Origin of the sequence: Pseudomonas sp. TH41 (assembly GCF_016650695.1) — a bacterium.
Classification (GTDB): domain Bacteria; phylum Pseudomonadota; class Gammaproteobacteria; order Pseudomonadales; family Pseudomonadaceae; genus Aquipseudomonas.
Window position 1 is genome coordinate 1,616,009 of record NZ_JAEKFH010000003.1, and the last position, 22,646, is coordinate 1,638,654.

Annotated in this window: 19 protein-coding genes; 7 read left to right on the forward strand and 12 right to left on the reverse strand. The window is 59.7% G+C overall.

What is annotated here, in order from left to right:
* The first annotated feature begins 14 nt into the window (after nucleotides 1-14).
* A complete protein-coding gene (queG, locus tag JFU37_RS10050; protein ID WP_201115144.1) occupies nucleotides 15-1,079 on the forward strand; it encodes a tRNA epoxyqueuosine(34) reductase QueG in 1,065 nt (354 codons plus the stop codon).
* 105 nt (nucleotides 1,080-1,184) lie between these two features.
* Here queG and JFU37_RS10055 read toward each other — a convergent pair whose 3' ends face one another.
* Both JFU37_RS10055 and orn read right to left on the reverse strand, forming a co-directional pair.
* Nucleotides 1,185-1,796, reverse strand: coding sequence for a trimeric intracellular cation channel family protein (locus JFU37_RS10055; RefSeq protein WP_201115145.1), 612 nt, complete (start codon nucleotides 1,794-1,796; stop codon nucleotides 1,185-1,187).
* A 183-nt stretch (nucleotides 1,797-1,979) separates the two neighbouring features.
* Nucleotides 1,980-2,522: an oligoribonuclease gene (gene orn, locus JFU37_RS10060; protein WP_201115146.1), complete on the reverse strand. Its 543-nt coding sequence runs from the start codon at nucleotides 2,520-2,522 to the stop codon at nucleotides 1,980-1,982.
* 108 nt (nucleotides 2,523-2,630) lie between these two features.
* Here orn and rsgA point away from each other — a divergent pair, with 108 nt between their 5' ends.
* A complete protein-coding gene (rsgA, locus tag JFU37_RS10065) occupies nucleotides 2,631-3,662 on the forward strand; it encodes a small ribosomal subunit biogenesis GTPase RsgA (RefSeq protein WP_201115147.1) in 1,032 nt (343 codons plus the stop codon).
* 173 nt (nucleotides 3,663-3,835) lie between these two features.
* Here the strand turns inward: rsgA and dinD are convergent, their stop codons facing one another.
* From dinD to motA, 4 genes are all read right to left on the reverse strand, one after another.
* Complete coding sequence (gene dinD / locus JFU37_RS10070) at nucleotides 3,836-4,702, reverse strand: DNA damage-inducible protein D (protein ID WP_201115148.1); 867 nt, start codon at nucleotides 4,700-4,702, stop codon at nucleotides 3,836-3,838.
* Nucleotides 4,703-4,843: 141 nt separating this feature from the next.
* Nucleotides 4,844-5,113, reverse strand: coding sequence for a hypothetical protein (locus JFU37_RS10075; protein WP_201115149.1), 270 nt, complete (start codon nucleotides 5,111-5,113; stop codon nucleotides 4,844-4,846).
* Between the two features lie 410 nt (nucleotides 5,114-5,523).
* The gene (gene motB, locus JFU37_RS10080; RefSeq protein WP_201115150.1) at nucleotides 5,524-6,552 is read right to left on the reverse strand and encodes a flagellar motor protein MotB; all 1,029 of its coding nucleotides are present in this window, start codon (nucleotides 6,550-6,552) and stop codon (nucleotides 5,524-5,526) included.
* A gap of 3 nt (nucleotides 6,553-6,555) precedes the next feature.
* The gene (gene motA / locus JFU37_RS10085; RefSeq protein WP_201115151.1) at nucleotides 6,556-7,407 is read right to left on the reverse strand and encodes a flagellar motor stator protein MotA; all 852 of its coding nucleotides are present in this window, start codon (nucleotides 7,405-7,407) and stop codon (nucleotides 6,556-6,558) included.
* A gap of 166 nt (nucleotides 7,408-7,573) precedes the next feature.
* Between motA and JFU37_RS10090 the strand changes: the two genes are divergently transcribed.
* The 4 genes from JFU37_RS10090 (at nucleotide 7,574) to JFU37_RS10105 (ending at nucleotide 12,822) form a co-directional block, all read left to right on the forward strand.
* Entirely contained in the window at nucleotides 7,574-9,106 is a 1,533-nt protein-coding gene (locus tag JFU37_RS10090; RefSeq protein ID WP_201115152.1) for an HDOD domain-containing protein, read from the forward strand.
* A gap of 97 nt (nucleotides 9,107-9,203) precedes the next feature.
* Nucleotides 9,204-10,019, forward strand: coding sequence for a rhodanese-like domain-containing protein (locus JFU37_RS10095; RefSeq protein ID WP_201115153.1), 816 nt, complete (start codon nucleotides 9,204-9,206; stop codon nucleotides 10,017-10,019).
* Between the two features lie 18 nt (nucleotides 10,020-10,037).
* Nucleotides 10,038-10,898, forward strand: a complete 861-nt coding sequence (gene asd / locus JFU37_RS10100; RefSeq protein WP_201115154.1) for an archaetidylserine decarboxylase — start codon at nucleotides 10,038-10,040, stop codon at nucleotides 10,896-10,898.
* 157 nt (nucleotides 10,899-11,055) lie between these two features.
* The gene (locus JFU37_RS10105; RefSeq protein WP_201115155.1) at nucleotides 11,056-12,822 is read left to right on the forward strand and encodes a molecular chaperone; all 1,767 of its coding nucleotides are present in this window, start codon (nucleotides 11,056-11,058) and stop codon (nucleotides 12,820-12,822) included.
* A gap of 96 nt (nucleotides 12,823-12,918) precedes the next feature.
* Here JFU37_RS10105 and serB read toward each other — a convergent pair whose 3' ends face one another.
* On the reverse strand, nucleotides 12,919-14,133 hold the full coding sequence (gene serB / locus JFU37_RS10110; RefSeq protein ID WP_201115156.1) for a phosphoserine phosphatase SerB: 1,215 nt from the start codon (nucleotides 14,131-14,133) through the stop codon (nucleotides 12,919-12,921).
* Nucleotides 14,134-14,268: 135 nt separating this feature from the next.
* On the opposite strand from serB, the gene JFU37_RS10115 reads away from it, so the two are divergent.
* Nucleotides 14,269-15,804 (forward strand): AhpA/YtjB family protein, encoded by a 1,536-nt coding sequence (locus JFU37_RS10115; RefSeq protein WP_201115157.1) that lies wholly within the window; start codon nucleotides 14,269-14,271, stop codon nucleotides 15,802-15,804.
* A 247-nt stretch (nucleotides 15,805-16,051) separates the two neighbouring features.
* On the opposite strand, the gene JFU37_RS10120 is transcribed toward JFU37_RS10115, so the two are convergent.
* The 5 genes from JFU37_RS10120 to parE all read right to left on the reverse strand — a co-directional run bounded on the left by JFU37_RS10120 (nucleotide 16,052) and on the right by parE (nucleotide 22,631).
* The gene (locus JFU37_RS10120; protein ID WP_201115158.1) at nucleotides 16,052-16,765 is read right to left on the reverse strand and encodes a PqiC family protein; all 714 of its coding nucleotides are present in this window, start codon (nucleotides 16,763-16,765) and stop codon (nucleotides 16,052-16,054) included.
* Nucleotides 16,766-16,941: 176 nt separating this feature from the next.
* The gene (gene parC, locus JFU37_RS10125) at nucleotides 16,942-19,209 is read right to left on the reverse strand and encodes a DNA topoisomerase IV subunit A (protein ID WP_201115159.1); all 2,268 of its coding nucleotides are present in this window, start codon (nucleotides 19,207-19,209) and stop codon (nucleotides 16,942-16,944) included.
* 7 nt (nucleotides 19,210-19,216) lie between these two features.
* The gene (locus tag JFU37_RS10130) at nucleotides 19,217-19,741 is read right to left on the reverse strand and encodes a TIGR02281 family clan AA aspartic protease (protein WP_201115160.1); all 525 of its coding nucleotides are present in this window, start codon (nucleotides 19,739-19,741) and stop codon (nucleotides 19,217-19,219) included.
* Nucleotides 19,738-20,727 carry an esterase-like activity of phytase family protein gene (locus JFU37_RS10135; protein WP_201115161.1) on the reverse strand — a complete coding sequence of 330 codons (990 nt, stop codon included), beginning with the start codon at nucleotides 20,725-20,727 and terminating at the stop codon, nucleotides 19,738-19,740. Before JFU37_RS10135 ends, JFU37_RS10130 begins: the two co-directional genes overlap by 4 nt.
* Complete coding sequence (gene parE, locus JFU37_RS10140) at nucleotides 20,727-22,631, reverse strand: DNA topoisomerase IV subunit B (protein ID WP_201115162.1); 1,905 nt, start codon at nucleotides 22,629-22,631, stop codon at nucleotides 20,727-20,729. The genes JFU37_RS10135 and parE overlap by 1 nt, the downstream gene beginning before the upstream one ends.
* Between the last annotated feature and the right edge of the window lie 15 nt (nucleotides 22,632-22,646).

The following is a 22,646-nucleotide window of genomic DNA, read 5'->3' on the forward strand; positions in this document are numbered from 1 at the left end:
GTTTCTCTCGTCTCATGCCCGCTATTAACACAGACCTGCCCGCCCTCGCCCAATCCATCAAGGACTGGGGCCGCGAGCTGGGCTTTCAGCAAGTCGGCATCAGCGGCCTCGACCTCGCCGAGCATGAGCAGCACCTGGAACGCTGGCTCGCGGCCGGTTACCACGGCGAAATGGAATACATGGGCGCCCACGGCAGTAAACGCTCGCACCCGGAAGAACTGGTGCCGGGCACCCTCCGGGTGGTTTCCCTGCGCATGGACTACCTGCCGGGCGATACCGAAATGGCCAAGCGCCTGGGGCAACCGTCAAAAGCCTACGTCTCGCGTTATGCCTTGGGCCGCGACTACCACAAATTGATTCGTAAACGCGTGCAACAACTGGCCGAGAAGATTCAGGCTGTCATCGGCCCGTTCGGCTACCGCGCCTTCGTCGACAGCGCGCCGGTGCTGGAAAAGGCCATCGCTGAAAAGGCCGGTTTAGGCTGGATCGGCAAAAACACCCTGGTCTTGAATCGCAAGGCCGGCAGTTACTTCTTTCTCAGCGAACTGTTCGTCGATTTGCCGCTGCCGATTGACCCACCCCACGCCACCGAACACTGCGGCCGCTGCACGGCATGCCTGGACATCTGCCCGACCAACGCCTTCGTCGGCCCTTATGTGCTGGATGCCCGACGCTGCATCTCTTACCTGACCATCGAACTGAAAAGCGCGATTCCGGAGGAGTTGCGGCCATTGATCGGCAATCGGGTATTTGGCTGCGACGACTGTCAGATTGTCTGCCCGTGGAACCGCTTCGCCCGTCCGTCCGGGGAAAGCGACTTCAAGCCCCGGCACAACCTGGACAACGCCGAACTGGCCGAATTGTTCATGTGGGACGAGGACAAATTCCTCAGTAGCACCGAAGGCTCCCCGTTACGCCGCGCGGGTTACGAGCGCTGGCTGCGTAATCTGGCGGTAGGCCTGGGTAATGCACCGTCGAGCATTCCAGTGTTGGAAGCGCTGAAGGCACGGCGCGATTATCCGTCTGAACTTGTTCGCGAACACGTGGAGTGGGCCCTGAAACAACACGGACTCCTGTAGGAGCGAGCTTGCTCGCGATGGACGTTAACGATAACGCGTACTGTCTGGAAGAATGCGTCGCCTTCAAATTCATCGCGAGCAAGCTCGCTCCTACAGGGGACCGCGTCAGGCTTCGTCGTTGTAAACGAACTTCGGCATTTCCCAGTGGAAACGAATCGCCAGTAAACGCAGGAGGAAGCCGCCAAACAGGGTGATCAGAATCGCCTGTTCGCCAGGTAATTGCAGGTAGATGCAGAACATGTAACACCACGCGGCAGCGAACGAGACGCTGGCGTAGAGCTCGCGGCGGAAGATCAGCGGGATGTCGTTGCAGAAGATGTCGCGCAGAATGCCGCCGAAAACCCCGGTGATCACGCCACTGACCGAAGCCACCAACATGCCGTGGCCCATTTCCAGCGCGGTCATGCAGCCAATCAGTGTAAATGCCACCAGTCCTACGGCGTCGAGCACCAGAAACAGCGAGCGCAGGTGACGCATCCAGCGAGCGGTGAAGACGGTGAACATCGCCGCGACCGAGGTCAACACCAGGTATTCCGGGTGTTTGACCCAGGTCAGCGGGTAGTGACCCAGCAGCACGTCGCGCACCGAACCGCCCCCCAGGGCCGTGACGCAAGCGATCAGCACCACACCAAACCAATCCATGCCGCGACGACCGGCAGACAGGGCCCCCGTCATGGCTTCGGCCGTAATGGCGATCAGGTAAAGCATCAGCAACATGGTGGCGGTCCTTGCAGAAAGGCGCGCAGTCTACTCACTTCGCCGAAGCACCAAAAGAGGACGACTGTGACACAACTCCTGTAGGAGCTGCCGCAGGCTGCGATCTTTTGACTTTGCTTTTTTAAAACAAGATCAAAAGATCGCAGCCTGCGGCAGCTCCTACACAGGGACCGTAGTCCGCAATCAGAACTTGATGAAATGCTTGCGGTAGTGCTGCAGCTCTGCGATGGACTCGCGGATGTCGTCCAGGGCGAGGTGGGTGCTGCCCTTCTTGAAGCTGTCGCGCACGTCCGGCGCCCAACGTGCGGCCAACTCTTTAAGGGTCGAGACGTCGAGGTTGCGGTAGTGGAAGTAGCTTTCCAGGGATTTCATGTGGGTATAAAGGAAGCGACGGTCCTGGCAGATGCTGTTGCCGCAGATCGGCGACTTGCCCGTCGGCACCCATTGCTCCAGGAAAGCGATGGTTTGAGCCTCGGCTTCGGCCATGCTGATGCGACTGTCGCGAACCCGCTGGGTCAGGCCCGAGCCGCCGTGTTGACGGGTATTCCACTCGTCCATGCCCGCGAGGATTTCGTCGCTGTGATGAATAGCGATCACCGGACCTTCGGCCAAGGTGTTCAGATCACTGTCGGTGACAATGGTCGCCATCTCGATGATGACGTCGGTATCAGGGTTCAGACCGGTCATTTCCAGGTCGATCCAGATCAGATTCTGCGGGTTTTGCATTGTGTCGGCTCCTAGGCAATGCTGCGCAGTTTAGCCTAGAGAGGTGGCCGGGCGTGCTAAACTCGCGGCCGTTTTACCTAATCGCTGCATTCTTGATACGGAACACCCATGGCCAAACGCCAACTCAATCGTCGTCAAAACTGGCGCATCGAAAAGATTCAGGGCGAGCGCGCTGCCCGCGCCGCCAAACGCGAGTCCTCGGCTGTCGAGGCACTCGAAGGTGGCGATCTGGGTCCGGAACAGACGGGCCTGGTGATCGCGCACTTCGGTGTGCAGGTCGAGGTCGAAGCCCTCGATGGCGAATTGGCCGGCCAGGTGTTCCGCTGCCACTTGCGCGCCAACCTGCCTGCGCTGGTGACGGGCGATCAGGTGGTCTGGCGTGCCGGCAATCAGGGCATTGGTGTGATCGTGGCGCAACTGCCGCGCAAAACCGAACTCTGCCGCCCGGACAGCCGTGGCCAGCTCAAGCCGGTGGCGGCCAACGTCGACATGATTGTCATCGTCTTCGCGCCGCTGCCTGAGCCCCACGCCAACCTGATTGACCGCTATCTGGTCGCCGCCGAGCACGCAGGGATTCGTCCACTGCTGTTGCTTAACAAGTTCGACTTGATCGACGAGCAGAACGCCCCGGCGCTGAATGCCTTGCTGGCGGTTTACCGCACACTGGGCTACCCGGTGCTGGAAGTGTCAGCCCACCACGGCAACGGCATGGAGCAATTGCAGGAGCAACTGGACGGACGCATCAGCGTGTTCGTCGGTCAGTCTGGTGTCGGCAAGTCCTCGCTGGTCAACAGCCTGCTGCCTGAAGTCGAAACCCGTGTCGGCCCGTTGTCCGAGCTGTCCGGTCAAGGCACACACACCACCACGACCGCGCGGTTGTTCCACTTCCCGGGTGGCGGTGAGTTGATCGACTCCCCGGGCATCCGCGAATTCGGCCTGGGCCACGTCAGCCGTGCCGACGTCGAAGCCGGTTTCATCGAGTTCAACGACTTGATCGGCACCTGCCGCTTCCGCGACTGCAAGCACGACCGCGAGCCCGGCTGCGCACTACTCAAGGCCCTCGAAGATGGCCGCGTGCAGCAGCAACGGATGAACAGCTACCGCTCGATCATCGCCAGTTTGCCGGAAACCAGCTATTAAGTAGCTTCCCGCAGAGACAAAAAAGCCGCGATCAACGCGGCTTTTTTGTGGGTGTCTCGTCCTGAATAAGGTTTACACCTGTTTCAGTACTAGATAGCAGCCCTTACCAATCAATGGACGCCGAGCGACTCAATTCATGGCTGCCAACTCAGTTAGCCTAGTGAGCTTCGAGTTCAATCATCAGCTGAATCATCAGCTGGCAGCTTGGTCGCCTGTTTGGCAATATTCTTCTCTTCAGATTTCACCCGACGTTCAAGCTTCCGTATGTCCTCTTCAGCGGGAAGTTCTTCGGGCTTGATACCGCGCTGTTCCAGCATATCTCGGACGCTCAAGTTATTCTGGACATGCTCCTTGGCAATGGCTGGTTCGCCTTGCAAATCGACCTGTAACACGTTGTGATTGGTTATCTCATTAGCCAGATTTTTGGCAGCAATAGTCAGCGTTGGTAAAAAATCAGCCAGAGGACGGCTCTTAACGATGCCATACCTGTCCTTCATCGCCTGAGTGGTCTTGCCTCCGAACAGCGCTGCATCGCCTCGAGAGCGAATACGGGCAAATCCTTCATCATCCACACCGCGCTCGTAGATGTTCTGCGATAGTTCTTTCTCCGACTCACGCAAACGATCTCGGGCATCGAAGCGGGCTTGCAAGCGCATCCGGTCCTCGATCAACTCCTGCTTGCGCGTTTGCAGCGCGAAGTAGCTCTGAGCAAAAGCGATAGGTTGTTTACGAGGGTCACCATTCTGGGCAATCAAGTAGCAGGCATAACGAGTGAGCATGAAGTCTTCGACAGGGCGCTGACCCCCTTTGCCGACCTCGATCATTTTCGTGACGTCACGAAAATGATCGGCAGGCTCCACTCCAGTGGAGCCACATGAAGCTATGGCACGCCTGATGGCGGTAAGAAAATTGTCCCAGCGAGCGTAACCCAAGGGTTCTTGCAACTCGCGAGCGAACCAGAATTCGATGCCCTCGTCAGGCACTCGATGGATCAGCATGTCGAAACGCTGTTGCAACAGTGGAAGTGGTTGATTGTCCATAGCGAATTCCGGGGCAGGCAGAGGGCGTCGATCTCGAAGGCCTTGCAACAATAAACATCTGTGATAGTGAAGGGCAGACTCCCGAACGTATAGCCACAAATGTGTGACAAAAAAGCCGTGAATATCACGGCTTTCTCATTTTCAGCGTGCGGCTTTTTCCAGTTTCCAACCCAGCACATCCAAGGCATCACAGCCGTCCTGGATCAACATGTGCGCAGCATTGGCGAAATGCTCCAGGTCGTGTCCTTCGGCTTCTTTGACGCACAGGCAGGTGACGCTGTTGAGTAGATTGCGCGCGGCCTTGATTCGGTGGACGGCGGTTTCAAGAAGATCGGAAGCGCGGGCTTCTGTGTCTATGTACAGCGTCGGGCCGACGCTGAAGTTGCCTTGGAGCGGGTGGTATTTGGACATGGTTTGAATCTCATCTGATAGGTGAAACTCCCACCCTTTCGCGGCTAAACGAATTGGGGTGGTAGCTGTACGCGGGTTAGCCGACCGGACAGATGAACCCGGCACACCCGGAGGTGTCCCACGCACAGCCACCATAGACATGCAAATGCTAGGTAGCGAAAAGCGCCGCGATTATACGGGCGCTTGTGCATCATCTGATACGACCGGCTAAAGTCGATCACCGATTCGTCGGTAACGGGCGAACTATAGGCGAGGTTCCGGCGAAGTAAAACCCGGTTTATGCGCCTCAGAACCGTCCTACGCGATTCTCGGACCAAGCCTAATTCCTTGATTTTTACTGCAGTCCGACAGATCTAAATTCAATCTTACACGCACAAAAAAGCCGACATTGCTGTCGGCTTTTTTGTGGGTCACTGCTTCGGCGGTTCTGCCGGTTTCGGTGCCGGGTTTTCGAAGATATTCAAACGCTCGCGAAGCTCATGGGCCGGCAGCGGTTCCTTATCCGCCGGCACTGCATTCGGATCGACTGGCGTGGCCGGCGCTTCGCCGGGGCCACCCTGCCCTTGCGTCGGCTCTGGCGCCGGCTCGGCACCTTGCGAACCTTCGATGGCGCGCTGGGCTTTCTTGGTCAGCACCACGATATCGATACGGCGATTGATCGGATTGAACGGATTCTCGCGATCGAACAAGGCCGACGAGGCATAACCGACGACTCGCGCCACTTGCGATTCCGGGTAGCTGCCGGCAACCAGCGCACGGCGGGCCGCGTTGGCACGGTTGGCCGACAGTTCCCAGTTACCGAAGTCACCGGTGCCCGAGTACGGCTTGGCATCGGTGTGACCGCTGATGCTGATCTTGTTCGGTACCGCTTTGATGGTGTCGGCCATGGCCAGCAGGATGTCTTCGAAATACGGTTTCAGACGGGAGCTGCCGGAGTCGAACATCGGCCGGTTTTCGGCGTCCATGATCTGGATGCGCAAGCCGTCCTGAGTGATCTCGAACAGAATCTGGTCTTTAAACTTTTGCAACTGAGGGCTTTGTTCAACTTTGTTCTGCAGTTCTTGCAGCAACAACTCCAAGCGCTCCTTCTCGACCTGTTCGGCCATGCCTTCGACCTGATCGGTGTCGACCGTCACCTTGTCGGGCTGTGGCTGGGACTTCACCTCAGGGTTGAGGGTCTTCTCCGGCGCCAGGGTCGGCGTGCCGCCCAAATCAATGATGTACGGCGTGCCGCTTTCGGAAAAACCGACCGGATCTTTGAAGTAACCGGCGATGGCGATCTTCTGTTCCGGCGTGGCCGTGGACAGCAGCCACAGCACCAGGAAGAACGCCATCATCGCCGTCGCGAAGTCGGCGAAGGCGATTTTCCACGACCCCCCGTGATGCCCGGCCGCGTACTTCTTGACGCGCTTGATGATTATCGGCTGGTTATTTTCCATGGCTTAGCGACCGCGAACCGCTTGTTCCAGCTCAGCGAAGCTAGGACGGTGCGCCGGGTACAGAACCTTGCGGCCGAATTCCACCGCCAGCGATGGCGGCATGCCGGAGGCCGAAGCAACCAGCGAAGCCTTGATGGCCTCGTAAGTGTTCAATTCTTCCTTGGCATCGTGGGCCAGGGCGTGCGCCAGGGGCCCGAAGAAACCGTAAGCGGCGAGAATACCGAAGAAGGTCCCCACCAGCGCCGCACCCACGTGCACGCCAATCATTTTCTGGTCGCTGTCCCCGAGGGAGGCCATGGTCACCACGATCCCCAATACCGCCGCAACGATACCGAAGCCAGGCATGGCGTCGGCGATGCCGTTCACCGCGTGGGAGGGGTGATCCAGGTCTTCCTTGAGGCTCGCCAGTTCCATATCGAACAGGCCTTCGAGCTCATGGGGCGCCATGTTGCCGGAGGACATGATTCGCAAGTAATCGCAGATATACGCCGTCATGCGTTCATCTTTCAGGACCGCCGGGTACTTGGCAAAGATCGGGCTCGCGGCAGCCTCTTCGATGTCGCCTTCGATCGCCATCATGCCTTCGCGGCGGCTCTTGTTGAGGATCTCGTAAATCAGGCCGAGTACTTCGAGGTAGAAGGTGTGGTTGAAGCGTGAGCCGAACATTCCCAAGGCTTTCTTGAGAACGTGCTTCACCATATGACCAGGGTTAGCCTGTAGGAATGCACCGAGGGCCGCACCGCCGATAATCATTACCTCGAAAGGCTGAATAAGGGCGGCAATCTTGCCGTGGGAAAGCACGTATCCGCCGAGCACGCTCGCGAATACGACGATGATGCCGATAATTTTAGCCATAGGTAGGGGAGCACTTACTGAGTCGGGTTCAAGGTCATATTCGGAAGTTGAAAAATCTCTTCTTCTCCTTATCGGCAAAACTGCGCCAGACTATAGCCAGTTCAGGCGAAAAGCCAATCTAGCCCGCGCCGGGCGTGTTTACAGCCCTTGATGATCCCGTCCAGCCATGGCTAACGAAACAAGCATTGCGACTCAAAAACCGACCACACTTGAAGGCTGGGTCAAGCTTCTGGATGGCGTGCGCCTACCGGTCCCGCAAGACAGTCACGACCGCGTCTGCATGGCCATTGCCGATAACCGCAGCTCCCTGCGTGACATCGCCGAACTGATGCAGGACAGCCCGGCCCTGGCCTTGAGCGTGATTCGCGAAGCTAATCGCCACACGCATGGCAGCATGACCGAGCCTGCGGAAAACCTTGAAATAGCGATTAATCGCCTGGGGTTGAAACGCACCGAAGCGCTGCTCGCCCGGCTGCCCGTCGAACCTTCTTCGCAAATCCCCGTCGCCCTGCGTCAGCTTCAGCTGATCAGCCAGCACGCGACCCAACAAGCCAACGGCTTTTTCGCCAGTCGCCTGGCGCGACTGTGGCAGGACATCCATTGGGGCAGCCTGCTGTTTCTTTCGCCGTTCTGGCCATTGGCGCTGACCCACCCGCAACTGCTTGAGGAATGGGAGTTGCGGGTGATTCACAAGGGCGAGTCAGCGCACAAAGTCGAGAAGCAACTGTTCGGCGTTCGCCTGTTGGAAATCGGACAAGCACTTGTGGATATCTGGCGCTTGCCGATCTGGGTGCAGCAGGGTTATCGGCTGTTGCTCACCGAGCAGCGCGAACTGGTGAAAGTCCTGCGCATCGCTCGTGACAGCGATCATCCGCTGCGCCAGCAGAACCGCCTCGATGATGATCCGGACCTGCGCCGCTGGCTCAATCAACCGGCTAATACAGTGCTGTTGGCTAACGGTTTGGCGCTGTCGGCCCAACACGCCTGGGACAGCCCGCACAGTGAACGCTGGCAGTACCTGACCAGCCTTTACCTGCAAATGCCGATGAACGAGGTGCAGCAGCAGTTGCACCAACAGGCGGCGAACAGCGCTCGCCATCACAGCATGCCGGACCTCTGGCATCCGGTCGAATCGTTGATCTGGCCATGGGGCATGAATCGTATACACGCCCGTATGCTGCCGGCCCCGGCCCCCACCGCCGAAGACCTGGTGAAGTGGCGCAAACAATGCGCCGAGTTGCTGGTCGAGCCGAGCCGCTTCACCAACGCCATGCACTTGACCACTTCAGCCCGGGACGCGCTGGTCGCGTGCGGCATGCGTCGCGTGATGATCCTGATGGCCGACCGCACGCACGCCAATCTGCGCGCGCATCAAACCGCCGGACTGCCCAAAGAAGCGGCCGGCCAAAATTTCCTGGTGAGCCAGAGCACCGTGCTGCAACGCCTGCTCTCGCAACAGGCCCAAGTGCGCCTGACGCCGGCCAATAATGCGCAGTTTTCGGCCCTGTTGCCGGCCAGCCTGCGCTCCTGGTTCGGCGGCGAACACTTGCTGCTGCGCTCACTGGTGAATAATGGTCGGGTGATCATGATTGTTGTGGCGGATCAGGGTGGCGGGCCGTTCTCGGAAATCACCGTACAAGCCTTCGGCAAAACCGCGCAGTGCATCGAAAAGGCACTGCACAGCTTTAGCCAGCGCTAGGGCCTGTTATCCGTTATTCCCTGTACTGAAAATAACGGATAACAGACCCTCATGACGCTGCGCTACAATCCTCCCTTTTGTGCTCTGGAGACCTCACATGCCTGACTTCTCTGGCTTGCCGCTGGTGATCGAACCGAGCGAACTGCTCGCCCGTCTCGACGCCCGCGAACTGATTCTGGTAGACCTGACCAGCAGCGCCCGCTATGCCGAAGGGCATATTCCCGGTGCACGTTTTGTCGACCCTAAACGTACACAGCTGGGTCAGGCGCCGGCGCCAGGCCTGCTGCCGACCCACACCGCGCTTGAAGCATTGTTCGGCGAACTGGGACATAACCCGGATGCGGTCTACGTGGTCTATGACGACGAAGGCGGTGGTTGGGCCGGGCGCTTCATCTGGCTGCTGGATGTCATCGGCCACACCCAGTACCACTATATTGACGGTGGCCTGCGGGCGTGGCTGGCAGAAGGCTTGCCGATGTCGATCCAAATCCCGCCAGCGGTCGGCGGCCCGGTCGCCCTGACCCTGCACGACGAACCCACCGCCACCCGCGAGTACCTGCAAAGCCGTCTCGGCGCCGCCGACCTGGCGATCTGGGACGCGCGCGGGCCGCTGGAATACTCTGGCGAGAAAGTCCTGGCAGCCAAGGCCGGGCACATTCCTGGCGCGGTCAATTTCGAATGGACTGCCGGCATGGATCAAGCGCGTAACCTGCGCATCCGCACGGACATGCCGCAGATCCTCGAACAACTCGGGATCAGCAAAGACAAAGAAGTGATTACCCACTGCCAGACCCACCATCGCTCTGGCTTCACCTACCTGGTGGCCAAGTCCCTCGGTTATCCGCGGGTCAAAGGCTACGCCGGCTCCTGGGGCGAATGGGGCAATCACCCCGACACCCCCGTAGAGATTTAAGGTTTTTAAGGACAGTTAATGAATAAGCGTTTGTTTATCCTCAGCCAATACCTGCTGCCCCATCACTTGCTCTCGCGACTGGCCGGCTGCATCGCCGAATGCCGCGTGCGCTGGTTCAAGAACGCCTTCACTGCCTGGTTTGCCAAGCGGTATCAGGTGGACATGTCCCTGGCGCTGGTCGAAGACCTGACCGCCTACGAGCACTTCAACGCGTTCTTCACTCGCGCTTTGAAAGACGGCGCGCGCCCGCTGGACCAAACCCCTGGCGCGATCCTCAGCCCGGCCGACGGTGCCGTCAGTCAACTCGGCCCGATCGAACACGGTCGTGTGTTCCAGGCCAAAGGCCACAGCTTCAGCGTGCTGGAATTGCTGGGCGGCGACGCGGCCAACGCAGCACCGTTCATGGGCGGGGATTTCGCGACTATTTACCTGTCGCCGAAGGACTACCACCGCGTGCACATGCCGCTGGCCGGCACCCTGCGCGAGATGGTCTACATTCCGGGGCGGATTTTCTCGGTCAACCAGACCACGGCTGAAAACGTCCCGGAGCTGTTCGCCCGCAACGAGCGTGTGGCGTGCATTTTCGACACCGAGCGCGGGCCGATGGCCGTTGTGCTGGTGGGCGCGATGATCGTGGCGTCGATCGAAACCGTCTGGGCCGGGCTGGTCACGCCGCCGAAACGCGAGCTGAAAACCTTCCGTTACGACGAAGCTGCCCGCGCACCGATCCATCTGGAAAAAGGTGCGGAACTGGGTCGCTTCAAACTGGGTTCGACCGCTGTCGTGCTGTTCGGGCCGGATCAAGTGAAGTGGGCTGAAGAACTGGCGGCGGGTTCGCCGGTGCAGATGGGCCAGGGCATGGGCCTGCCTAACGCCTGATTGGATTCCCCGTGTAGGAGCGAGCTTGCTCGCGATGGACGTGAACGATGACGCATTCTTCCTGAATAAACGCGTTGCTCTCAAGTTCTTCGTCGGAGCGCCGCCCGGAGCAAGCTCGCTCCTACAGGGGGTTTCGATTCCTGCTATGGTTTTTGGCATGAATGAAGCCAGCCCCCACCTATTGTTACGCGCCCCAATTCCGACGCAGTTGCGCCTGTCTTTCTGTGAAGCCACCCCGCGCGACCTCAAGCGCTGGATCGCTAACCTGCCCAAAGCCAACATCGGCGAAATGGCTCGCCAGCTCTATCAAGGCCTGGGCGAGCTCAATCAAGTGCTCACGCCCAGCGAAAACCGCCTGCAGCTGCTCGAGCTGCTGCGACCCGAGGTGTATTACGTCTGCAAACACCTGGAGCGGCATTTCCTGCACCAGGCGATAGTCCTCGACGAACGTTCACGCAAAATCGCCAACCTCTGCCAGGCCCTGCAAAGTCACTTGGCGATTGGCTATAAACAGATCGTCATGCGTATCACGCCGCGTTTCAGCAAGGACCGTGCGCCGCTGCTGACCCAGGCGCTGCAACGGGCGATCCATTGTCTTAACGGCTCGCTGATTCGCTCGACCGAACTTTATTGTCCGGCACCCGAAGGCCTGTGGCTGGAGCTGCACCAGTTGTATCGGATTGCTTGCGCCCACCGCCTCCAGCACCTGAGCCTGCGGGACGAACTGGCCAATCAGACGCCAACCCTGAGCGTCGAACAGACTTACGTGGTCGCCCTGCTAGTGGGCGCTTCACGCTGCAATCAACTGCGCCAGAACCAGATTGCCCGGGTGGCTGAAGTACTGGAGTCCTGGAGCAAATGGATCAAGTTGCAACCCGGCAGCCTCGCCGACGGACTGTTTGCCATCTTGCCGGACCTCGACACCGGGCCGCGTTACCGCACCAAATTCCGCGCCGAACAGCAGGAGAGCCTGCTGGGGATCGATCCGCATCCGTTGGTCGCGGCTATTGAAGCGCACCTGCAAAACATCGATACCACAACGCCGCTACCCGTGCCGACGGGACTGAGTGTGGATACGCTGCAACACCTGCATGCCGCCTGGGGCCAAACGGCCGAGCGCAGCTTCCAGCGCACTGCGGGCCAAGGCAGCTTGACCCTTTGTGTGGGCATGAGTGCGCTGCATTTTTATCTGGGTGGGCAACGCTCGTTCAGCGACATTCTGAAAAACCCGGGCACCCGCCCTGCGCAGTTTTCAGCGACAACCCCTGCGGCCCGGGAAAAAGACCAGTGGCACCATGCCTTTGATGCTGCCCCCCACGGCAACGCGGACGCCCTGCTGCCCTACGAAGAAATCGAGTACCCGCAGATTCAAGGCGATGACCTCCAGGAAGCGTCCGACCGTAACCGGCACTTTGCGACTTACGTCCTGACGATCATCAATCACAGCCCCGGCGGCTATTGCCTGGCATGGCCGACGGCAGTGCCAGCCGAGTTACAAGCCGGCGAGATGGTCGGCATCGAGGACACTGCAGGCCAAGGGTGGAGCATCGCGGTGGTGCGCTGGATCCGTCAGGTTCGTGGCGGTGGCACGCAAATGGGCATCGAGCAGGTCGCGCCTTACGCCGAACCTTGCGGCCTGCAACTGGTGCGCACCCGCGATGACCACAGCCAGTATCTGCGCGGCCTGTTACTGCCGGCCATCAGTGCAATCGACCTGCCGGCCACCTTGCTCGCGCCGCGCCTGCCCTTTCAGGAAGGCAACAAGGTGATGATCAACACCAATGGCGAAGAACGACGGGCCGGGCTGGAGCAGCGGGTGGCGAGCACCAACAGTTTCAATCAGTTCGCCTACCGCTCGCTGGAGAACGCGAGCGGCGGGGTCAGTACTGAAGATGACTTTGATTCGTTGTGGACGTCGCTTTGACCCCAAAAGCAAAAGATCGCAGCCTTCGGCAGCTCCTACAGTTGGAATGTTTTCCCTTGTAGGAGCTGCCGAAGGCTGCGATCTTTTGATCTTTAATCAGAGCTGCCCGTCGCGATCCCGGAAGCCCAGCAGATACAGCACGCCATCCAGCCCAAGGGTGGAAATCGCCTGCTTCGCCGACTGCTTCACCAGCGGCTTGGCCCTGAACGCCACGCCCAATCCGGCAATTGCCAGCATGGGCAAATCATTGGCGCCGTCGCCGACCGCGATAGTCTGTTCCAGGCGTAATCCTTCCTTATGGGCCAGCTCACGCAGCAGATCAGCCTTGCGCTGCGCATCGACAATCGGCTCGACCGCTACGCCGGTGACCTTGCCGTCAACCACTTCCAGTTCGTTGGCGAACACATAGTCGATGCCCAGCTTGGCCTGCAATTGCCTGGCGAAGTAGGTGAAGCCGCCGGAAAGAATCGCGGTCTTGTAGCCCAGGCGCTTGAGTTCGGCGAACAGCGTTTCTGCGCCTTCGGTCAGACGCAACGAAGCACCAATCGAATCCAGCACGCTGACGTCCAGCCCTTTAAGCAAGGCCAGACGCTCCTTGAAGCTCGCGCGAAAATCCAGTTCACCGGCCATCGCCCGCTCGGTAATTTCAGACACCTGATCGCCCACGCCCGCAGCCTTGGCCAGTTCGTCGATGACTTCGGCTTCAATCAGCGTCGAATCCATGTCGAACACCGCCAGGCGACGGTTACGACGGAACAGCGAATCTTCCTGAAAAGCGATGTCGACGTTCAATTCCTGAGCAACGCTGAGGAACTCGGCGCGCAACGCCTGCGGATCAGCCGCTTCGCCACGCACTGAAAACTCGATGCAACCCTTGCCCTGATCGGCCGGGGTGTCCAGCGGCATGCGCCCGGACAACCGATCGATGTGGTCAATATTCAGGCCGTATTTGGCGGTGATCGAACTCACCGCCTGCAATTGCCCGGCAGTCACTTTGCGGGTCAACAGCGTGACAATGTGGCGTTTTTTGCCCTGGTTGCCGACCCACTGCTGGTAATCCTCTTCGGACACCGGCGTGAAACGCACCTGTTGATCAAGCTTGTAAGCCGTGAACAGGATGTCCTTGAGCACCGACTTGCCTTGCTCAGTGTCAGGAATTTCAACCAGGATGCCGAACGACAGGGTGTCGTGGATCACCGCCTGACCGATGTCGAGAATGTTCACACCACCCTGGGCCAGAACGCCGGTAATGGCCGCAGTCAGACCCGGACGGTCGACTCCCGTGATGTTTATCAGGACGATTTCGCGCAAGGCGCACCCCCGCAGGTGGAAAAAAACCGCATTCTACCCACTTTCAGTGACCATCGGGCACCGTGAGCGCTTTGCCGGTCTAGGGCCTGTCGCTATACTGCGCGTCAACTTCACGGACAAAAGAGCCGAGCTCAAGTGAACCGGCCCACGCCAGTAAAAACCGATAACTTCTTTCTGCTGATCTTCCGGGCACTGCGCCATCGCCGTGTACCGATTGCATTGCGCATCGCCAGCCATAACGTGATCCTGGTCGCTCTGGCCCTGGTGATCTACGCCTGTGTGATGGGTTTGCAGTTCAAGCAGGCCATGCACGAGCAGGCCGATGCGCTGGGTGAAAGCCTGACCACGCAGACCGCCACGTCCGCCACGGAGCTGTTGGTGTCCAATGACATCCTCAGCCTCAACGTGCTGCTCAACAACCTGACCAAAAACAAGCTGGTGGCTCACGCGGCTATCTATAGCGTGGATAACCGCATCCTCGCCGAAGCCGGTCAGCGCCCCAAGCACAGCCTGCTGGGCGAAGCCGAAGGCATGTACCAGAGCAAGATCACGTTCCAGGACGTGACGGCCGGGCAGCTGCGCATCAGCCTGGACATGGATCAGTTCCAGCAGCCGATGACCATCAGCCTGCAAAGCATGGGCATTTTGAGTGCGATTCTGTTGGCCCTGTCCCTGGCCTTGAGCCTGCGCCTGGGTCGGCATATCTCCACGCCGCTGCTGCAACTGCGGGTGTGGCTGCGCAATATCGACGAATACACCCCGGCCACCGAGCGTCAGGATGAGATTGGTGACCTGGCTCGCCAGCTGCACGCCAATTTCGCGCCTGAGCCGGCCGAGCCGGAACCGGTTCCGGAACCCGAGTTCGACGACAGCGATTACGACGACAGCGACGATGCCGATCCGGCCTTCGAAGTGCGTAATCTGCGGGATCCCAGCTTCGACGAAACCCGACCGGTGGCGGCTATGAAGCCGGCGCCACGACACATTGTCAGCACCGTCGAAGACGAAGATGACGACGAAGACCCATTCTCCGACCTGCGCGACGAGTCGGTCAACAGCGCACCGAAACCGGCGACTAAACCGCTGGTATCCAATGTGCCACAGCACAGCGCGGTGCTGGCCGTGCAACTGGGTGCCCAGGATCAGCTACGTCGTCTGCCCCGCACACGTTTGGAAGAACTGCTCAAACGCTATCGTGATTGCCTCGATCAGGCCGCCTCGCTCTACCAGAGTGAGCTGCATACCCTGAACGACGGCAGCACGCTGATGCTGTTCCATACCGAAGACAGCGGTGACGACTACCTGACCAATGCTATCTGCTGCGGCGAGCTGTTGCGTGCGCTGGGTCATCAGTTGCAGATCGAAGTCGCTGACAGCGGCATCACCCTGCAATTGCAGCTGGGCCTGACCTTGGGCGATGAGCTGTTCGGCCTGAGCCAGATCGATCTGTTGCTGACAGAATCAGCTCAGGATGCACTGGCGCTGTCGCAACACAGTCGCAACCTGCTGCTGGTGGAGCGCAAGATCAGCGACGACCCGTTGATTCGCCAGCGCGCACGGATTCGCCCGATTGCCAGCCCTGAGGGCGCTTGCTGTGTGGAGCGGTTGATGGAGCCTTACCCATCGATGCTCGAGCGGCAATTGGCGCGGATGCACGAACGCCGGGCGTAACCCTTGGCCCAGCTGTAAAGAAGCCCGCAGATGAGTGATCGTCTGCGGGCTTTTTGTCGCCTGTCCTGGCCCCTTCGCGAGCAAGCCCGCTCCCACATGGTCCTCTGTGAATACAAAATCTGCGTACAGCCTAGATCCCTGTGGGAGCGGGCTTGCCCGCGAAGGGGCCTGGACAGGCACTAGAGATCTCAATCTGCAGAAACAACAAGGCCCGCATCAATGCGGGCCTTGTTTTAATCCATCCCGCTTAGAACCTGAACACTTCCATATCCGTGCGGATCGGCGCAGCCATCGGAATTTTAGGCTGTTTTTCTTGCTCTGCCGCCGGCGCGACAGGCTTGGTAGCTGGCTTACGCGGTGCTTCGGCAATTGGCGGCTGATTGGCCAGTGGCTTCAGCGCGACCGACAGCTGTTCGGCCAGCTTCTGCAACAAAACCCCTTGCGCCTGAACCTGAGCCGCCGTGCCACCGGCGTGTTGTTCCTGCAGATGAATGATGCGGTTATCGCGAACCTGACCACGACGGTCAATCAGACGCCATTGCGCATCAAGTATCGCCGGTTGCGATTCGCCCGAATCCAGACGGGTAATCGTCAGCAGCACTTGAACATCCGGCGTGAAGCCGGTTGTTGCAGGCGCCAGGACAACGCGCTGGCTGTCCAGATGACCGGCGACCTGACGCAACAACAGCTGATCGATATCGGACGACAGGCTGCCCGCCCAACGACCGTCGGTCGAGGCTTGCAGACTACCATCCGCCTGACGCTGCAACAGCGTTTCGCGCTGCAGGTAATCAGCGACCGTTACCGGGCCCAACAATACCGCCATACCAGCGCTTTGCGCAGGTTGAACCGGACTTCCACTGTCCAGCTGATACAGCGACACCGGCTGGTGAACGCTGCAACCCGCCAGGCCAAGAACGCCAGCGAGCATCAAAATAAAAGGAAGGCGCAGAGCAGTCATCGTCCCATCCAGGTGGTTGCCACAAGGCTCACCACAGTGAAAATACTCAATAAATATGAAGAACGCTCGGCCACGCCGGCGCTTGAAAGGCCATATCATCCGTGAATATGCGTTCCGACTCCAGCGCCAATGCGTCGATCTACGCGTTAAATCGTAGATCGAGCGCTCTAGGACGCTTAATTGAGGTTTTCGACGAGCAGCGCATCCACCCGCTGAAAGCCACGTGGCAACTTGTTACCACGACGCCCACGTTCACCTTTGTAGTGTTCGAGGTCGTCAGCTTTCAGTGACAAGGTACGTTTTCCGGCCTGAAGCACCAATGTGGCGCCATCCGGCAGTACCGCGATGTCCGTGACATATTCTTCGCGATTGGCCACACGCTCACCGGAGATGCCGATGATTTTGTTGCCTTTGCCCTTACCTAATTGTGGCAGGTCGCTGATTTTGAAGATCAGCAGGCGACCTTCGGTCGTCACCGATGCCAACCAGTTGTTCTCGCGATCGGCCACCGGGCGCGGAAGAATGACCTTCGAGTTGTTCGGTAGGCTCAGCAGGGCTTTGCCCGCCTTGTTCTTGGCCTGGAAGTCTTCACCCTTGACCACGAAACCATAACCGGCATCGGACGCGATCACGTACAACGAATCATCTTCCGGCATCAGCACGCATTCGAAGGTTGCCCCTGGCGGCGGTGTCAGGCGACCGGTCAGCGGTTCGCCCTGGCCACGAGCCGATGGCAGCGTGTGCGCGGCGACCGAATAGCTGCGACCGGTGGAGTCGATGAACACCGCAAACTGGTTGGAGCGCCCAGCGGCCAAGGCCTTGAATCCGTCACCGGCCTTGTAGGAAAGCCCGGTGGCATCGATCTCGTGGCCCTTGGCGGAACGAACCCAGCCTTTCTCCGACAGCACTACGCTCACTTTCTCGTTCGGTAGCAGATCGTGTTCAGTCAGTGCCTTGGCTTCGGCGCGCTCGACGATTGGCGAACGTCGGTCGTCGCCGTAGGTTTCTGCGTCTTTGATCAGTTCGGTGCGGACCAGTTTTTTCAGCTTGGCTTCGCTGCCCAGCAACGCTTGCAGCTTGGCCTGTTCCTTGAGCAGTTCATCCTGCTCGGCACGCAACTTCATTTCTTCCAGTCGCGCCAACTGACGCAAACGGGTGTCGAGAATGTAGTCGGCCTGGATTTCGCTCAGGGCGAAGCGTTCGATCAACGCCGCTTTCGGGTGTTCCTCGGTACGGATGATGTGAATCACTTCATCCAGGTTGAGGTACGCAATCAACAAACCGTCCAACAGGTGCAGGCGACGCTCAACTTTGTCGAGGCGGAATTGCAGGCGGCGGCGCACGGTCTGGATCCGGAACTCCAGCCACTCGACCAGCAACGCCCGCAGGTTTTTCAGCTGCGGCTTGCCGTCCAGACCGATGATGTTGATGTTGACCCGGTAGCTCGACTCCAGCTCGGTGCTGGCGAACAGGTGTTGCATCAACGCATCGTGATCAAAGTTTTTCCGGGCGCCCGGAATGATCACGATCCGGCACGGGTTTTCGTGGTCGGATTCATCTCGCAAGTCAGCGATCTGCGGGGCTTTCGACGGCTTGGCCTGCATCATGGCCGCGATCTGCTCCAGCACCTTGGCACCCGAGACCTGATGCGGCAGCGCGGTGACAATGATGTCGCCGTCTTCGATGTGGTACACGGCGCGCATGCGCACCGAACCCTTGCCGGTTTCGTAGATTTTCAGCAAATCGGCGCGTGGTGTGATGATTTCCGCTTCGGTCGGATAGTCCGGGCCCTGGATGTGTTCACAGAGCTGCTCGACGGTGGCTTTCGGCTCATCGAGCAAACGCACGCAAGCGGTCGCGACTTCACGCAGGTTGTGCGGAGGCACGTCGGTGGCCATGCCCACGGCAATGCCGGTGGTGCCGTTGAGCAAGATGTTCGGCAAACGTGCCGGCAACACCAGCGGCTCGTCGAGCGTGCCGTCGAAGTTCGGGCCCCAGTCCGCAGTGCCCTGGCCCAGTTCGCTGAGCAGCACTTCGGAATAACGCGACAGTCGCGCTTCGGTGTAACGCATGGCGGCGAAGGACTTGGGATCATCCGGCGCACCCCAGTTACCCTGGCCGTCGACCAGCGTGTAGCGGTAACTGAACGGCTGGGCCATCAGGACCATGGCTTCATAGCAGGCCGAGTCGCCGTGCGGGTGGAACTTACCGAGCACGTCACCGACGGTACGCGCCGACTTCTTGTGCTTGGAATCGGCGTCCAGCCCCAACTCGCTCATCGCGTAGATGATGCGTCGCTGTACCGGTTTCAGGCCGTCGCCGATATGCGGCAAGGCACGGTCCATGATCACGTACATGGAGTAGTTGAGGTAGGCATTTTCGGTGAAGTCCGCCAGTGACCGGCGCTCTACACCGTCCAGGCTGAGATCAAGGGAGTCGCTCATGCGGGCCTCATTGGTTCGTTGTCTGGCGCAGCAGCATGGTGCCACCGCGCTGGGTAAATTCAAGTTTGTTCAGCGCGCTCATACCGAGCAGCACTTGATTGCCATCCAGGCCTGGCGCGACCAGCGCGCGAACATCACGCAACACAATGTCGCCCACTTGCAGCCGGTCGATGCGGGTTCGATAACCCTGGCTAAGACCGTTGGCGGTGCTCAGGGTCACCCCAAAGCCCTCTTCCAGCTTCAGCCGTTCGGCCAGACTGGCCGGGATCGACACATCGGTCGCCCCGGTATCCAGCATAAAATCCACCGGTTGGCCGTTGATCTGACCACGGGTGACGAAGTGTCCCTGATTGTTGCTGATCAGTTTCACTTCGATAAAACCTTCGCCCTGTTCCGAGCTGACGACGCCGTTGGGATTGTGCTGACGCGCTTCCCAGTCGCCGAAAAACCGCGTCGCCAAAAACAGCGCGGCACACCAGGCCAACACCATGAACACCCGACCGGCGCGCTTGCCCGGCGTCTGTTGGCTCACGGCTTGGCGCTCCAGCCACCTTCAGGCGCGGCGAAGCGCCAGACGATCGGGCGGACTTCACCATCGGCGCGGGCACCGTCGTTGTTATCGATGCCGATCCAGGCGCCGTCGGCGTCCACGACCAACGCTTCCGCCAATCCATAGGGCTGTGAATAACGACGATTTTCCTGCAGCGCCTCCGCCGCAAACGACCAGCAACGCTCGACCTTGGCCGTCACCGCGTCACGGCGACAGATTTCGAACGCGTTGCGCTCAAGGGTGAACAGCTTGCCGTTGAACAATGAAAGATCGGAAAAATCCCGGGAGACTGCCTTGGCCTTGGGGAATAGCGCGGGCTGCATTTCCATCCCGGCCTCGCTCAGCAGTACACAGCCGCCGTTGCAGTCCCAGACGATTTGCTTGCGCTTGATCAGCAATAAACCCCGGCGCTCACGTTCGGCCGCCAGCCAAAGCTGGTCACCGGCCGGATTGATTGCCAGGCCTTCGAACAATGCATTGAAATGCAACAGCATGCCGCTGGCCCGCGCTTCGCGAACCAATATCGGCGAAATTTTCAGCCACGACGCAGGGCCCACCAGCGGCACTTGCAACACCGCCGCATGGGCCTCGCTGACAATGTAGCGATTGCCGGCGCTGTCGCAGGTGATGCCTTCGAAATCCAGGTCACCGCCCCGCACGAAAGACGCCGCCCAGGTCCGCGAACGCAAACCCCAGGGCAAACCGCTGTCCGGTACCGGAGGTACACCGATGTGCACGGTTTCGGCCTGCCAGGTCTTTTCGCTGGTATCGAGTCGGTAGATTTGATCATCGTCGCGATCAGAAACAGTCCACAGGTCCTTGCCGCACTGCGCCAGCCCCGACAGGTTGCCGCCGCGCATACCGTCGACGGCATGCTCGGACAGCAGGCGCAACTCCGGTGCCGGTTCGGCAAACGCCGAAACCGAGGTCAGAAGTAACGCACACGCCAGGGCGAAGCCAACCCGCATCAGCCAAGAACCTCGGCCAGGTTGCCTTTGGATTCCAGCCAGGATTTGCGATCACCGGCGCGTTTCTTCGCCAGCAGCATGTCCATCATTTCCGACGTCGCTTCAAAATCGTCCAGCGTCAACTGCACCAGACGCCGAGTATTCGGGTCCATGGTGGTTTCTCGCAGCTGTGGCGGGTTCATCTCACCCAGACCTTTAAATCGGGTGACTTGCGGTTTGCCGCGTTTCTTCTCGGCCACCAGGCGATCGAGAATGCCATCGCGCTCGGCTTCGTCCAGCGCGTAGTAAATCTCTTTGCCCAGGTCGATACGGTACAGCGGCGGCATCGCGACGTAGACGTGACCGGCATCGACCAATGGGCGGAAATGCTGGACGAACAACGCGCACAGCAGCGTGGCGATGTGCAGACCGTCGGAGTCGGCGTCGGCGAGGATGCAGATTTTTCCGTAACGCAGCTGGGCGATGTCTGCCGAGCCTGGATCAACCCCGATGGCCACGGCGATGTTGTGCACTTCCTGGCTGGCCAGCACTTCACTGCCGTCGACTTCCCAGGTGTTCAGAATTTTGCCGCGCAACGGCAGGATCGCCTGAAATTCTTTATCCCGCGCCTGCTTGGCTGAACCACCAGCGGAATCACCTTCCACCAGGAACAGCTCGGAACGCATCGGGTCCTGCCCGGCGCAGTCGGCGAGTTTGCCCGGCAGTGCCGGACCTTGGGTGATGCGTTTGCGCTCGACCTTTTTGCTGGCTTTCAGGCGACGGCCGGCGTTATTGATCGCCAGTTCCGCCAGCAGCATGCCGGTTTCCGGGTTGGCGTTGAGCCACAGGCTGAAGGCATCCTTGACCACACCGGACACGAACGCGGCGGCTTCACGGGACGACAGGCGTTCCTTGGTCTGGCCGGAGAATTGCGGCTCCTGCATCTTCATCGACAGGACGAAGGCGATGCGTTCCCAGACGTCTTCCGGCGCCAGCTTCACACCACGCGGCAGCAGGCTGCGGAACTCGCAGAATTCGCGCATAGCGTCGAGCAAACCCTGACGCAAACCGTTGACGTGAGTACCGCCCTGCGCCGTCGGGATCAGGTTGACGTAGCTTTCCTGCACGCTGTCGCCACCTTCCGGCAACCACAACAGCGCCCAGTCGACCGCTTCTTTATTACCGGCCAGGCTGCCGCAGAACGGCTCGTCCGGCAGGCGTTCGAATTCGCTGACCGCGTCGACCAGATAGGAGCGCAGGCCGTCTTCGTAATGCCATTCGACTTTCTCGCCGGTGGCCTTGTCTTCAAAACTGACCAGCAGCCCCGGGCACAGAACGGCCTTGGCCTTGAGCACATGCTTGAGGCGGCTGATGGAGAATTTCGGGGAATCGAAGTACTTCGGGTCCGGGGCGAAGAACACACTGGTGCCCGTGTTGCGCTTGCCGACGGTGCCGATCACTTCCAGCTCGGTTTTCTTGTAACCATCGGCGAAAGTCATCTGGTATTCGTTGCCGTCACGCTTCACGCGCACCCGGACTTCAGTCGACAAGGCGTTGACCACCGAAATACCCACCCCGTGCAGACCGCCGGAGAACTGGTAGTTCTTGTTGGAAAACTTGCCGCCCGCATGGAGCTTGGTGAGGATCAGCTCGACGCCGGACACCCCCTCTTCCGGGTGAATGTCCACCGGCATGCCACGGCCGTCATCGCTGACTTCCAGGGAGTGATCAGCGTGCAGGATGACCTGCACCGACGTCGCGTGCCCGGCCAAGGCTTCGTCGACGCTGTTGTCGATGACTTCCTGGGCGAGGTGGTTCGGCCGACTGGTGTCGGTGTACATGCCGGGGCGTTTGCGCACCGGGTCGAGGCCCGAGAGGACTTCGATGGCGTCTGCGTTATAAGAGCTAGCGCTGGGAGTGGCCATGGGGTCTCGTCGTCA